At 71.0% G+C, this 13506-nt stretch carries 10 protein-coding genes; 5 read left to right on the plus strand and 5 right to left on the minus strand.

The features are described from left to right. Positions 1–6: 6 nt before the first annotated feature. Positions 7–420: an organic hydroperoxide resistance protein gene (locus ACLZN2_RS33125; protein WP_416983093.1), complete on the minus strand. Its 414-nt coding sequence runs from the start codon at positions 418–420 to the stop codon at positions 7–9. A 142-nt stretch (positions 421–562) separates the two neighbouring features. Between ACLZN2_RS33125 and ACLZN2_RS33130 the strand changes: the two genes are divergently transcribed. Beyond that, the gene (locus tag ACLZN2_RS33130) at positions 563–1066 is read left to right on the plus strand and encodes a MarR family winged helix-turn-helix transcriptional regulator (RefSeq protein ID WP_416983094.1); all 504 of its coding nucleotides are present in this window, start codon (positions 563–565) and stop codon (positions 1064–1066) included. Here ACLZN2_RS33130 and ACLZN2_RS33135 read toward each other — a convergent pair. After that, the gene (locus tag ACLZN2_RS33135) at positions 1008–2561 is read right to left on the minus strand and encodes a glycosyltransferase family 39 protein (RefSeq protein ID WP_416983123.1); all 1554 of its coding nucleotides are present in this window, start codon (positions 2559–2561) and stop codon (positions 1008–1010) included. The genes ACLZN2_RS33130 and ACLZN2_RS33135 overlap by 59 nt on opposite strands. Before the next feature lie 101 nt (positions 2562–2662). On the opposite strand from ACLZN2_RS33135, the gene ACLZN2_RS33140 reads away from it, so the two are divergent. Beyond that, positions 2663–3907, plus strand: a complete 1245-nt coding sequence (locus tag ACLZN2_RS33140; RefSeq protein ID WP_416983095.1) for a glycosyltransferase 87 family protein — start codon at positions 2663–2665, stop codon at positions 3905–3907. Positions 3908–3971: 64 nt separating this feature from the next. Beyond that, positions 3972–4952 (plus strand): UDP-glucose 4-epimerase GalE, encoded by a 981-nt coding sequence (gene galE / locus ACLZN2_RS33145; protein WP_416983096.1) that lies wholly within the window; start codon positions 3972–3974, stop codon positions 4950–4952. 194 nt (positions 4953–5146) lie between these two features. Here galE and ACLZN2_RS33150 read toward each other — a convergent pair whose 3' ends face one another. After that, positions 5147–5791: a LuxR C-terminal-related transcriptional regulator gene (locus tag ACLZN2_RS33150; protein WP_416983097.1), complete on the minus strand. Its 645-nt coding sequence runs from the start codon at positions 5789–5791 to the stop codon at positions 5147–5149. A gap of 30 nt (positions 5792–5821) precedes the next feature. Beyond that, positions 5822–6469, minus strand: coding sequence for a TetR/AcrR family transcriptional regulator (locus ACLZN2_RS33155; RefSeq protein WP_416983098.1), 648 nt, complete (start codon positions 6467–6469; stop codon positions 5822–5824). Between the two features lie 183 nt (positions 6470–6652). Here ACLZN2_RS33155 and ACLZN2_RS33160 point away from each other — a divergent pair, with 183 nt between their 5' ends. Continuing rightward, positions 6653–7573: an ABC transporter permease gene (locus ACLZN2_RS33160; RefSeq protein ID WP_416983099.1), complete on the plus strand. Its 921-nt coding sequence runs from the start codon at positions 6653–6655 to the stop codon at positions 7571–7573. Next, the gene (locus tag ACLZN2_RS33165; RefSeq protein WP_416983100.1) at positions 7566–8462 is read left to right on the plus strand and encodes an ABC transporter ATP-binding protein; all 897 of its coding nucleotides are present in this window, start codon (positions 7566–7568) and stop codon (positions 8460–8462) included. The genes ACLZN2_RS33160 and ACLZN2_RS33165 overlap by 8 nt, the downstream gene beginning before the upstream one ends. A 73-nt stretch (positions 8463–8535) precedes the next feature. On the opposite strand, the gene ACLZN2_RS33170 is transcribed toward ACLZN2_RS33165, so the two are convergent. Continuing rightward, the gene (locus ACLZN2_RS33170; RefSeq protein ID WP_416983101.1) at positions 8536–13488 is read right to left on the minus strand and encodes an NAD-glutamate dehydrogenase; all 4953 of its coding nucleotides are present in this window, start codon (positions 13486–13488) and stop codon (positions 8536–8538) included. Between the last annotated feature and the right edge of the window lie 18 nt (positions 13489–13506).

Genomic DNA, 13506 nt, shown 5'->3' on the forward strand with positions numbered 1-13506 from the left:
GGGGGGTTACTCGATGACGAGGTCGACCTCGATGTTGCCGCGGGTGGCGTTGGAGTAGGGGCAGACCTGGTGGGCGGTCTCGACCAGCTTGCGGCCGGTCGCCTCGTCCACGGTGTCCGGGAGCTCGACGCGCAGCGTCACCTTCAGGCCGAAGCCCTCGCCCTGCTTGCCTATGCCGACCTCGGCGGTCACGGCGGCGTCGGAGACGTCGACCTTCGCCTGGCGGCCGACGAGGCCGAGAGCGCTGCCGAAGCAGGCCGCGTAACCGGCGGCGAACAGCTGCTCCGGGTTGGTGCCCTGACCGTTGCCGCCCAGCTCCACCGGCATGGCGAGCGCGAGGTCGATCTTGCCGTCGTTGGAGACGGCGCGGCCCTCGCGGCCGTGGGTGGCGGTGGCGACTGCGGTGTAGAGCGCGTCCATGGATGAACCATCCCTCTCGGAAGTCTGTGTCGGGGGGTGGCCGGCCCGGTCACTTCTCGCGTCCCGGCCGCTCACGGGGATAAGTAGAGCACACAATTCAGTTGTGCACAACTAAATGGCCCGCTGGAGCTACCCTGGAGGCATGACCCCGACGTCGACCCCGCTCTCCGCCCCCGTCCCCTCGGAGAACTGGCTGCACCTGGACAGCCAGATCTGCTTCTCCCTGCACGCCGCGTCGCGCGCCTTCAACGGCGTCTACCGCGTGATCCTCAAGGAACTCGGACTGACCTACCCCCAGTACCTGGTGATGCTGGTGCTGTGGGAGCGGGGCGAGCTGCCCGTGAAGAAGCTCGGCGAGCATCTGCGCCTGGACTCCGGCACACTCTCCCCGCTGCTCAAACGACTGGAGACGGCGGGCCTGGTACGCCGGGAGCGCAGCGCGCGCGACGAGCGCTCGGTGGAGATCGGGCTCACCGAGGAGGGCACGGCGCTCCGGGAGCGGGCGTTGCAGGTGCCCCGGCGGATCGTGTCGGCGACCGGGTTCGGACTGGAGGAGATCAGCGAGCTGAGGGAACGGCTCGACCAGCTCACCAGCGCGCTGGACGCGGCGGCACTGGAGGAGGAGCCGGGCGGCCCGCGGCGATAGGGCCTGTTGGGCGGCGGGTGTAGAGACGCAGGGTGACTCCGTTCCGGACGAACTCACGGCTCGGCTCGCTCGGCATGAACTCCTCCGTCACGACGGTCAGCTTGACCCGCTCGGTCGGGTTGCGCGGGTACCACGGGGAGCGCAGGGCGTACGGCTCGGCCAGCACCCAGAGCCGGTCCAGCGCGAGCAGCTCGCGGCGCAGCTCGGCGGCGTCCCGCTCACGGCCGTAGAGGGTGCCGGAGGCGGGCCCGGACGCCTGCAGCGCCACGTCGCGCACCCCCCGGAAGCCCTCCGGGTGCGCCACCTTCGCCCGCCGTCCGATGGTGGGCAGGAACACCACGGTCTCCCCCGGCCGCACCTCGCGCGCGGCCAGCACCGAGACGGCGGCGAGAGTGTCGGGGCGGCCGCGGAGGGTGCGGTCCTCGCGGTGCAGGGGCAGTTGTTGGGTGAACGCGAGGGCGACGGCGAGAGTTCCCGCCGGCGTGACCAGGGGCGACCTCGTCCCGAGCAGCCGGTCGGCGCCCGCCGCCACGAGCAGAGGCGCCCCCGCGAGGGCGTACAGCACATAGCGGTCGTCGTACATCGGGCGGAGCTGGGAGACCGTGAGCAGGGTCAGCGGGGGGACGACGGCCCAGGGCAGGGCCACCGAGGTGAGGGTGAGCCGGCGGGGGCCCGGCAGGGCGGCGAGCGCGAGGAGCAGGCAGGTCCAGAAGACCGGCCCGCCCGGCCCGAGGAACGCGTGCAGCAGCCGCTCCGCACCGCGCGTGTCCGGCCGGTGCAGCCAGGCGACCTGTCCGGCCTGGGCCTGCGACACGACGGCGAGCGGGACCAGCGCGAGGACCGCGGCACCGGCCGCCGCGGCCCACCGCACCCCGGCCCGTTTCCCCACGCGCGCGTACAGGAGCGTCACCGCGTGGGCGGGCACCAGCAGCACCGCGAGCTCGTGCAGCAGACAGGTCAGGGCGAGGACGACGCCGTACGGCCACCAGGAGCGCCCCTGGAGCGCCCGGACGAGCAGCAGGGTTGCCCAGGCCGCGCCCGCGCAGACGACGGCGTAGGAGCGGCCCTCCTGTGCGTAGTGACCGATGAGCGGGGTCACCGCGTACAGCAGGCCCGCCCACAGGCCGACGCGCGGCCGGGCCAGCCGGGCGCCGAGGGCCGCGACCAGGCCCGCCGCGAGGGCCGCCGCACCGACGGACGGCAGCCGCAGGGCGGTTTCGCCGGGGCGGACGGCGAGGACGGCGTGCATGAGGAGGTAGTACAGGCCGTGGACGGCGTCCACACCGTGCAGCAGCCGCCAGATCTGCGGCACCGAGCGCCGCGCCACCTCGAAGGTGACCGCCTCGTCACGCCACATCCCGCCCCGGTCGAGCCCCCACAGGCCGAGCGCGAGCATGACACCGGCGGGAACCGCCACCACCACGGCCACCCGCCTTCGCGCCCTCCCCTCCCCCGCGCTCCCGTGTCCCCCGTCCGCCGCGCTGCCCGTGTTCATGATGCCCACGGACCCCATTTTGTTGGATTTAGTACCGCTTCTTGGCTATTGACGGAGTATCTGAACTAAAGAGGCATTCGGGCGCCTTACGATCCGCCGTCATGAGACGTCGTCACCTTCTCGTCGCCCTCGCCGCCACCTGGCTGGCCTCCCGCGCCCTGATGCTGTGGCTGCTCGCCCACGACTCCCTCGGAATCCTGGGCGGCCGGGTGGGGCGGGAGGTGTGGCACCTGTACCACCACTGGTACGGCGTTCTCGCGCACGGCGCCTTCCCCGCGCACGACACCCTGTGGCAGTACCCGCCGGGCGCCGGCCTCGTGCTGCTGTCGCCGGGCGTGCTGCCGTGGTGGACGTATTTCCAGGCGTTCGTCGCCCTCACGGTCCTCTCGGACGCGGCGGTCGCGTACGCGCTCGCGCGCGCGGGCACCCTCCCCGGCCGCACCCTGGCCGGGGCGGCGGTCTGGGTCGGCGGGCTGCCCCTGCTGGTCCGCGTCCCGTTCGCCCGCTACGACGTGCAGGTCACGGCACTCGCGGTGATCTCCCTGCTGGCGCTCGCCCGCTCCACGCGCGCGTGCGGGGCGTTCGCGGCCGTGGGGGCGCTGGTGAAGGTGTGGCCGGCGCTGGTGCTGGTGGGGGTGCGGCGGGGGCGCGACTCCCGGTCGGTGTGGTCGTCGGTGGCGCTGACCGGGGCCTCGCTGTTCCTGCTCCTGGTGTTCGCGTTCCGCAATCCGCTCGCCTTCGTGCGCCAGCAGGGCGGCAGGGGTGTGCAGATCGAGTCCCTGGGCGGCACCGTGCTCTCGCTCGCGACCCACGCCGGCTGGGAGGGCAGGGTCCGCTACCGGTACGGCGCGATGGAGTTCACGGGGCCGTACGTCTCCAGCGTGGCGCACGCCTCGCTCGCCCTGGCCGCACTCGCGTTCGGTCTGCTGCTGCTGTGGCGGGTCCGCGCCCGGCACTGGACCGAAGCCGTGCCGTTCGACGCCGCGCTGAGCGCGGTCCTGCTGTTCACCGTGACCAGCCGGGTGATCAGCCCGCAGTACATGATCTGGCTGGTGGGCCTCGCCGCCGTGTGCCTCACCTCCCGGCACACCACCCAGCGCCCGGTGACGGCGCTGATCCTCGCGTCGACCGCGGTCAGCGCCGTGATCTTCCCGGTCGAGTACGGCAGGGTCATCGAGTGCACCTGGACCGGCACCGGCCTGATGGTCCTGCGCAACGGCATGCTGCTCGCGGCGGCCGTACTGTCCTACGTGCGCCTGTGGCGCGCGACCACGGCGCGCGCCCCCGAGCGCGCCGGGAGTTGTCCACAGGCTCTGCGGGAGAGCAGGACGCCTGCTTCACTGTGAGACGAACAGGCCGATCGCGGACGAAACGCACCGCGGCCGGCCATCCGACCCGGGGGAGTCCGACATGACCTGGCTGATCACCGGCGGCGCCGGCTACATCGGGGCGCACGTCGTCCGGGCGATGACCGCTGCGGGCGAGGGGGTGGTGGTGTACGACGACCTGTCGACCGGCATCGCCGCGCGCGTTCCGGCGGGGGTGCCGCTGGTGACGGGCTCGACGCTGGACGGAGAGCGGGTCGCCCGCGTCCTCGCCGAGCACGCGGTCACCGGCGTCGTCCATCTCGCGGCGAAGAAGCAGGTCGGCGAGTCGGTGGAGCGCCCGCTGCACTACTACCGGGAGAACGTGGAGGGCCTCAGAGTCCTCCTGGAGGCGGTCACCGAGGCGGGCGTCGGGTCCTTCGTGTTCTCCTCCTCGGCCGCCGTGTACGGCATGCCGGACGTCGGTCTCGTCACCGAGGACACCCCGTGCGTGCCGATGTCGCCGTACGGCGAGACGAAGCTGGCCGGCGAGTGGCTGGTCCGCGCGACCGGCCGCGCCACCGGCCTGGCCACGGCCTCCCTGCGCTACTTCAACGTGGCGGGCGCGGCCTCCCCCGACCTGGCGGACACCGGCGTCTTCAACCTCATCCCGATGATCTTCGAGAAACTCACGGACAACGCGCCCCCGCGCGTCTTCGGCGACGACTACCCCACCCCCGACGGCACCTGCGTCCGCGACTACATCCACGTGAGCGACCTGGCCGAGGCCCACGTGGCCGCCGCCCGCGCCCTGCGGGCCTCCCCCGGCCGCGACCTCACCCTCAACATCGGCCGCGGCGAGGGCGTCTCGGTCCGGGAGATGATCGACGTCGTCAACGCGGTCACCGGCCACGACCGGCCCCCCACGGTCACCCCGCGCCGCCCCGGCGACCCGGCCCGCGTGGTCGCCTCCGCCGACCGCATCGCCACCGAACTGGGCTGGAAGGCCCGACACGACGTCCAGGACATGATCACCTCGGCCTGGAAGGGGTGGCTACGCCTGCATCCGGAGGCAGCTCGGGCGTAAGCAGGCCGCGCGAAGTCCGCCGCGCCTGACCGCCGGATGAGCCGCGCCCCCAAAGGGGCGCGGGGCTGTATCGATATGCGGCTCCGCCGCGATGGGGGTCCCCCCGCTCGAGCGAAGCCGAGAGTGGGGGAGCGACCAGCCACGACGACGCCGCAGACGAACGACGGCACATCGCACCGCCCCCAGCGGAGCGCTCACGCGTTGTTGAGATACGCCAGTACCGCCAGCACCCGACGGTGCCCGCTGTCGCTCGGAGGCAGGCCCAGCTTCAGGAAGACGTTGCCGATGTGCTTGCTGACCGAGCGCTCGGTGATGACGAGGGTGGTGGCGATGGTGGTGTTGTCGTGACCCTCCGCCATCAGCTCGAGGACCTCGCGCTCGCGGGGCGTGAGCAGGTCCAGCGGGGAGTCCTTGCGGCGGGTGAGCAGTTCGGTGACGACCTCGGGGTCCAGGGCCGTACCGCCGTCGGCGACCCGTCGCAGGGCGTCGAGGAACTCGTCGACGCGGCCGACGCGGTCCTTGAGCAGATAACCGACGCCGTTCGCGCCGCCGCCGAGCAGTTCGGCCGCGTAGGACTCCTCGACGTACTGGGAGAGCACCAGCACCGGCAGGCCGGGGATCTTCTCGCGGGCCTCGAGCGCGGCCCGCAGCCCCTCGTCGCGGAAGCCCGGCGGCATCCGCACGTCGAGCACGGCCACGTCGGGGCGGTGCTCCAGCAGCGCCGGGAGGATCTCGGGGCCGGAGCCGGCGACGGCCGCCACCTCGTGCCCGGCCGACGTCAGCAACAGGACGAGGCCCTCCCTGAGCAGGGCGTTGTCCTCGGCCAACACGACTCTCATGCCACCTCGACTCTCATGCCACCTCGACTCTCACAGCGCCTTGATCGCCTCCGCGGTCGCCCGCGCCAGCGCGCCCAGATACCCCTTGGGCAGCTTCGGACTGCGGATCACCACCGAACGCCAGTAAAGCGGACCGGAGATCAGATCGAGCGCCAGCTCGTCGTCCAGGCCCATCCGGACCTCGCCGCGCTGCTCCGCCGCCGCCACGATCTTCAGCGCGACCCCCTCCTGCCCCTCCCGCAGCGTCTTCTGCAGCGCCTGGGCGATCTCGGGGTTGCGGGCCGCCTCGGCCTGCAGGTCCGGGATGATCTGCGAGGCCGCGGGATGCCGTAGCGCCCGGGACGTCACCTCGTACAGCATCCGCAGATCGCCCTCCAGGCTGCCCGTCTCCGGGACCGGCAGGCCCTGCACGGCGAGCGCCGAGACGAGGTCGAGGACCAGGTGCAGCTTGGAGCGCCAGCGCCGGTACACCGCGGTCTTGCCCACGCCGGCGCGCCGGGCGATGCCCTCGATGGACATCCGCGCGTAGCCGACGGTCGCGAGCTCCTCGAACACGGCCGCCCGGATGGCTTCCGTCACATCCTCACGGAGCACGGCCGCGCCCGCGGGAGCCCGGCGGCGCGGCTTCGCCTGCGGTTCGCCTGCGTTCGTCGCGTTCGTCGTCATGCCGTCCAGCATAGGCCGTTACGACGAAACGGTTGCGTTCCGACGTCGAACAGGCCTACGCTCACGTTGCGACGATACGGTCCCGTCCCGACGTAAGAAAACGTGAAGAGAAGCGTAAGAGAACGCCGGGCGACGGCAGAGTGCCGCCACAGCGGCCGCACACGCACCCCCACCCCCCGAGTGAAAGCAGCGGATGTGAGCCAGGTACTCCACACACCGCCCACAGCACAGGCCGTACCCCCCGACGACGACCTGGCGGCCCTCGCCGCCCGTCACGGCCTCGCGGTCAGCGGTGCACGCCCCTCCGTGCCCCAGTACATCCGTCAGCTGTGGGCGCGCCGCCACTTCATCACCGCGTTCGCCACCGCCAAACTCACCTCGCAGTACAGCGACGCGAAGCTGGGCCAGGTCTGGCAGGTGATGACCCCCCTGCTGAACGCGGCGGTCTACTACTTCATCTTCGGTGTGCTGCTGCAGACCAAGAAGGGCGTCCCGGACTACATCCCCTTCCTGGTCACGGGCGTGTTCGTGTGGACGTTCACCCAGAGCTCGGTCCAGACGGGCACCCGGGCCATCTCCGGCAACATCGGCCTGGTGCGGGCCCTGCACTTCCCCCGGGCCGCGCTGCCGATCTCGTACTGTCTGCAGCAGCTCCAGCAACTGCTGTTCTCGATGGCCGCTCTGCTGGTCATCCTGTTCGTCATGGGCGTGCCGCCGGCGCCGTCCTGGGTGCTGGTCGTCCCGGTCCTGCTGCTCCAGTTCGTCTTCAACGCGGGCATCTCGCTGATCATGGCCCGGGCCGGCGCGAAGACCCCCGACATCGCCCAGCTGATGCCGTTCGTCCTGCGCACCTGGATGTACGTCTCGGGCGTGATGTGGAGCATCGACAACCTGCTCAGCAAGCACACCGACCTGCCGTCCTGGGTCGCGGACGTCCTGCGCGCCAACCCGGCCGCCGTCTACATCGACCTGATGCGCTTCTCGCTCATCGACAGCTTCCACGCCAGTCAGCTCCCGGCCCATGTGTGGGCGTGGGCGACGGGCTGGGCGCTGCTCGTCGGCGTCGGCGGCTTCATCTACTTCTGGAAGGCTGAGGAGACGTACGGCCGTGGCTGACAACACCCCCCGCACCGAGCCCTTCGCCCTCGCCGACGAGCGGGCACCCACCGTCATCGCCGACCACGTCGACATCGTCTACCGGGTCAACGGCACCGGCGGCGGCCGCGGCAGCGCCACCGCCGCCCTCAACCGCATCCTGCGGCGCAAGAAGGCCGAGCAGGCGGCCGGCACCCGGCTGGTGCACGCGGTCAGGGACGTCTCCTTCATCGCCTACAAGGGCGAGGCCATCGGCCTGATCGGCACCAACGGCTCCGGCAAGTCGACCCTGCTCAAGGCGGTCGCCGGTCTGCTGCCGGTGGAGCGCGGCCGGATCTACACCGACGGCCAGCCCTCCCTCCTCGGCGTCAACGCGGCCCTGATGGGCGATCTGACCGGCGAACGCAACGTCTACCTCGGCGGCCTGGCCATGGGCATGTCCAAGGAGCAGATCAGGGAGCGCTACCAGCAGATCGTCGAGTTCTCCGGCATCAACGACAAGGGCGACTTCATCTCCCTGCCCATGCGCACGTACTCCTCCGGCATGGGCTCCCGGCTGCGGTTCTCCATCGCCGCCGCCAAGGACCACGACGTCCTCCTCATCGACGAGGCCCTCGCCACCGGCGACGCGCTGTTCCGCAAGCGCTCGGCCGACCGCATCCGCGAGATGCGCGAGCACGCCGGCACCGTCTTCCTCGTCAGCCACAGCAACAGCTCCATCCGCGAGACCTGCGAACGCGTGCTGTGGCTGGAGCGCGGCGAGCTGAAGATGGACGGGCCGACGGAGGAGGTCATGGACGCCTACGAGGAGTTCAGCGGCGACCTGAAGGCCAAGAAGAAGCCGGCCCCGAAGAAGCCGGCGGCCAAGCCCGCTCCCAAGCCGGCTTCCAAGCCGGCCGCGACGGTCTGAGCGGACCCGCACGAACGTAAGGGGCGCCTCCCTGGGGAGGCGCCCCTTACCGCATGCCCTTACGCCGTGTCCCTCACGAATGCGTCCGCAGAAGCGTCCTCATCGTCCGCATCGCCACCGACAGGTTCGCCAGGTCGAACGTCTCCGAGCTCTGGATCTCCTCCAGCGTCGTCCGCGCCCGGCCCAGGATCGCCGCGTTCTTCTCCTCCCACGCCTTGAACCGCTGCTGGGGCGTCGAGGTGCCGTTGCCGACGGCCAGGACGTCCGCGGTCAGCGCCGCATGGGCCGCGTAGAGGTCCTCACGGATGGAGGCGCGGGCCATGGACTGCCAGCGGTCGGCCCGCGGCAGCTCGATGATGCGGTCCATGAGCTGGGTGATGTGCAGCCGGTCCGCGAGGTCGTAGTAGACCTCGGCGACGTCCAGCGGGTCCTTGCCCATCCGGTCGGCCACCGACACGATGTCCAGCGCCGGGAACACCGACGAGAACCCGGCCACCCGGGACGCCAGCACGTCCGTCACGCCGGCACCGCTCAGCTCGTCGTAGATCTTCTGCCACCACTCCAGGTCCGCGCCGCGCAGCAGCTTGGTCAGCTGCGACCAGACCTGCTCGACACGCTCGGCGAAGAACTCGACGGTCTCGGCGAGCTGCAGCGGCTGCGGCCGGTTGTTGAGCAGCCAGCGCGTGCCACGCTCGACGAGCCGGCGCGAGTGCAGCCGGATCCGGGTCTGCACGGCCGCCTCGACCGTGTTGTCCAGCTCCTCCACCGCGTCCCACACCGGCGCCGACCTGAAGATCGCCCGGGCCGCGGTCTGCGCCCGCACGATCTCCTCCAGCGAGGCCCCGGTCTCCTCGCGCAGCCGGTGCAGATACGTCGTACCGCCCGTGTTGACCGTGTCGTTGACCAGCACGGTCGTGGTGATCTCGCGGCGCAGCGGGTGGCTGTCGATGTGCTCCGGGAACTGCTCGCGCAGCGCGGTCGGGAAGTACGCGTCCAGCAGGCCGCGCAGGTAGGGGTCGTCCGGCAGGGAGGTCTGCAGCAGCTCGTCCGAGACGGTGATCTTCGTGTACGCCAGCAGAACGGCCGTCTCCGGGCCGGTCAGGCCGTGGCCGGTACCGAGGCGCTCGCGGATCTGCCGGTCGGTCGGCAGGAACTCCAGCGCCCGGTCCAGATGGCCCTCGCGCACCAGGTGGCGCAGGAAGCGCTGCTGGGCGTGGAGCATGTCCTTGGACTGGGCGAGGGCGTTGGCGATCGCCGTGTTCTGCGCGTAGTTGTTGCGCAGGACCAGCGCGCCGACCTCGTCGGTCATCTCGGCGAGCAGCTTGTTGCGCTGCTTGACGGTCATGTCACCGTCCGTGACCAGCCCGTTGAGCAGGATCTTGATGTTCACCTCGTGGTCGGAGGTGTCCACGCCCGCGCTGTTGTCGATGGCGTCGGTGTTGATCCGGCCGCCGTGGCGGGCGAACTCGATCCGGCCGAGCTGGGTCAGGCCCAGGTTGCCGCCCTCACCGACGACCCGGACCCGCAGGTCCTGGCCGTCGACGCGGATCGGGTCGTTGGCCTTGTCGCCGACGTCCGCGTTCGACTCGGTGCTTGCCTTGACGTACGTGCCGATGCCGCCGTTCCACAGCAGGTCGACCGGCGCGGACAGGATCGCCTTCATCAGGTCGGCCGGGGTCAGCTTGGTGACGCCCGCGTCGATGCCGAGGGCCTGCCGGACATGCGCGTTGACCGGGATCGCCTTGGCCGTACGGGGGTGGACGCCGCCGCCGGCGGAGATCAGGTCGGTGTTGTAGTCGGCCCAGGAGCTGCGCGGCAGCTCGAACAGGCGGCGCCGCTCGGCGTAGGAGGTCGCGGCGTCCGGGTTCGGGTCGAGGAAGATGTGCCGGTGGTCGAAGGCGGCGACCAGGCGGATGTGCTCGGACAGCAGCATGCCGTTGCCGAACACGTCACCGGACATGTCACCGATGCCGACGACCGTGAAGTCCTCGACCTGGGTGTCGACGCCCATGTCACGGAAGTGCCGCTTCACGGACTCCCAGGCGCCGCGGGCGGTGATGCCCATCGCCTTGTGGTCGTAACCGGCGCTGCCGCCGGAGGCGAAGGCGTCCCCCAGCCAGAAGCCGTACGACCCGGCGACCTCGTTGGCGATGTCGGAGAACGTCGCCGTGCCCTTGTCGGCCGCGACCACCAGGTAGGTGTCGTCCTCGTCGTGCCGTACGACGTCGGCCGGCGGCACGACCTCCCCGGCGACCATGTTGTCGGTGATGTCGAGCAGCGCCGAGATGAAGGTGCGGTAGCTGGCGATGCCCTCGGCGAGCCACGCGTCGCGGTCCACGCCCGGGTCGGGCAGTTGCTTGGCGACGAAGCCGCCCTTGGCGCCGACCGGCACGATGACGGTGTTCTTCACCATCTGCGCCTTGACCAGGCCGAGGATCTCGGTGCGGAAGTCCTCCCTCCGGTCCGACCAGCGCAGACCACCGCGCGCGACCTTCCCGAACCGCAGGTGCACACCCTCCACACGGGGCGAGTACACCCAGATCTCGAACGCCGGCCGCGGCGCCGGCAGGTCCGGGATGGCCTGCGGGTCGAACTTCATCGACACGTACGCGTGCGGCGCGCCGTCCTCGCCCGTCTGGAAGAAGTTGGTGCGCAGGGTCGCCTTGATGACGGTGAGGAAGGACCTGAGGATCCGGTCCTCGTCGAGCGAGGCCACCTGGTCGAGCGCCGCCTCGAGCTCCTCCAGAAGCGCGTCGACGATCTCCATCCCGGCCCGCTGCCGACCCGGCGACAGCCGCGCCTCGAACAGGGAGACGAGCAGCCGGGTCGTATGGACGTTCGTACGGAGGGTGTCCTCCATGTAGTCCTGGCTGAACGTGGACCCGGCCTGCCGCAGGTACTTGGCGTAGGCGCGCAGCACCATCGCCTGCCGCCAGTTCAGCGCGGCGCCCAGCACCAGGGCGTTGAACCCGTCGTTCTCCGCCTGACCGGTCCAGGTCGCGGCGAACGCCTCCTGGAACCGCTCACGCCCGTCGTCGCCGAGCAGATCGGTGGTCCCACCGCCCAGCGCCTTGGGGATGCGCAGTCCGAAGTCGTAGATCCAGGCCACCGACCGGTCCGTGCGGCGCAGCTCGTACGGCCGCTCGTCGATCACCTCGACACCGAGCCGGTTCAGCACCGGCAGCACCGCCGACAGGGAGATCGCGTCGCCCTTGCGGTAGATCTTGAAGCGGCGCTCGTCGGGCGCCGCGCCCACCGGCTCGTACAGGCTGAGCGAGAAACCCTGCTCCTCGGTGAGCCGTTCGAGATGGACGAGGTCGGCGACCGCGGCGCGCGGCGTGTGGTCGGCCTTGTAGCCCTCGGTGAAGGCGTTGTTGTAGCGCCGCAGCAGCTCGGCGGCCCGCTCCTCGCCGAGTTCGGCGGTGAGCGCCTCGGCGAACGCGTCGGCCCAGGACCGTGCCGCCTCGACGAGACGCGCCTCGATCCGGTCCTTGCCGGACTCGGACAGCTCCGGCAGCTCGGTGCCCGGCGCGACCCGGACCACGAAGTGCAGCCGGGACAGGATCGACTCGGTGTTCCAGGCGGTGAAGTCGACGCTCGTCCCGGCGAGCTCCTCCTTCAGGATGTCGATGATCCGCAGCCGTACACCGGTGGTGTAGCGGTCGCGGGGCAGGTAGACCAGCGCCGAGTAGTAGCGCCCGTACTCGTCCTGCCGCAGGTAGAGCCGCAGCCGGCGCCGCTCCTGCAGATACAGCACCGAGGTGACGATGGACTGCAGCTCGTCGACCCGGGTCTGGAAGAGCTCGTCGCGCGGGTACGTCTCCATGATCTGGAGGAGGTCGCGCCCGTCGTGGCTGTTGGGTGAGAACCCGGCGCCCGTCAGGACGGCCTCGACCTTGCGCCGCACGACCGGGACCCGCAGCACCGACTCGGTGTAGGCGGCGGAGGAGAACAGTCCGAGGAAGCGGCGCTCCCCGACGACGTTCCCCTCGGCGTCGAACTTCTTGACGCCGACATAGTCGAGGTACGACGGCCGGTGCACGGTGGACCGGCTGTTGGCCTTGGTCAGGACGAGGAGCTTGTGCTCACGCGCCTTGGCGCGGGCGTCGGCCGGCAGCCGCTCGAACGACGGACTGACGGGATGGGCCTCCTCGCCGGCGTGGTGCGGGTCGGCGCGCAGGATGCCGAGGCCGGTGCCGGGCACGGCCGCGAGGGAGTCGTCCTCGCGCAGCTGGTACTCGCGGTACCCCAGGAAGGTGAAGTGGTCGGCGGCGAGCCAGCGCAGCAGCTCACGCGCCTCCTCGACTTCGGCGGAGGGCAGATCGGCGGGCGTGGGCTCCGCGGGCAGACCGTCGGCGATCCGCAGCGCCGAGTCCCGCATCTTCTCCCAGTCCTCGACGGTCTCGCGGACGTCGGAGAGCACCCGCAGCAGATCGGCGGTGACCTGCTTCAGATCGGCGCGGTCGGTCTCGCGGTCCATCTCCACATGGATCCACGACTCGACGTGCGCGTCGTGCGGGAGACCGGCCGAGGGCGACACCGCCAGCACCTCGATCAGCTTGCCGGCCACATCGCGCCGCACCACGACCTGCGGATGGACGACCAGATGGATGCCCCGCCCCTGCCGGGTCAGCTCGTTGGTGACGGAGTCGACGAGGAACGGCATGTCGTCGGTGACGACCTCGACGACGGAGTGGCTGCAGGTCCAGCCGTTCTCCTCGACGGTCGGCGTGTGGACCCGGACGTTGGCGGTTCCCTGCGGCCGGTTCTCGGCGAGCCGGTAGTGGGAAAGAGCGGCTCCGAAGACATCGACCGGGTCGCGGTCCTTCAGGTCCTCCGGGGCGGTGTGCAGGTAGTAGCGCTGGAGGAACGCGAGGAGGGTGTCATGGTCCGTGGTGCCCGGAGCGCCTGGCGTGCCCTCGCCCGTCGTCCCAGTCGGTAGGTACCCCCCGACCGGGCTGTTCTCAGCGACCCGCGCCGCCCTCTCGAGCAGCTCGGCCTTGGCTTCGTCCAGCTTGGTCTGCATTGTCCTCTGACTCCTGTC

The organism is Streptomyces sp. T028 (assembly GCF_048159505.1).
GTDB lineage: Bacteria > Actinomycetota > Actinomycetes > Streptomycetales > Streptomycetaceae > Streptomyces.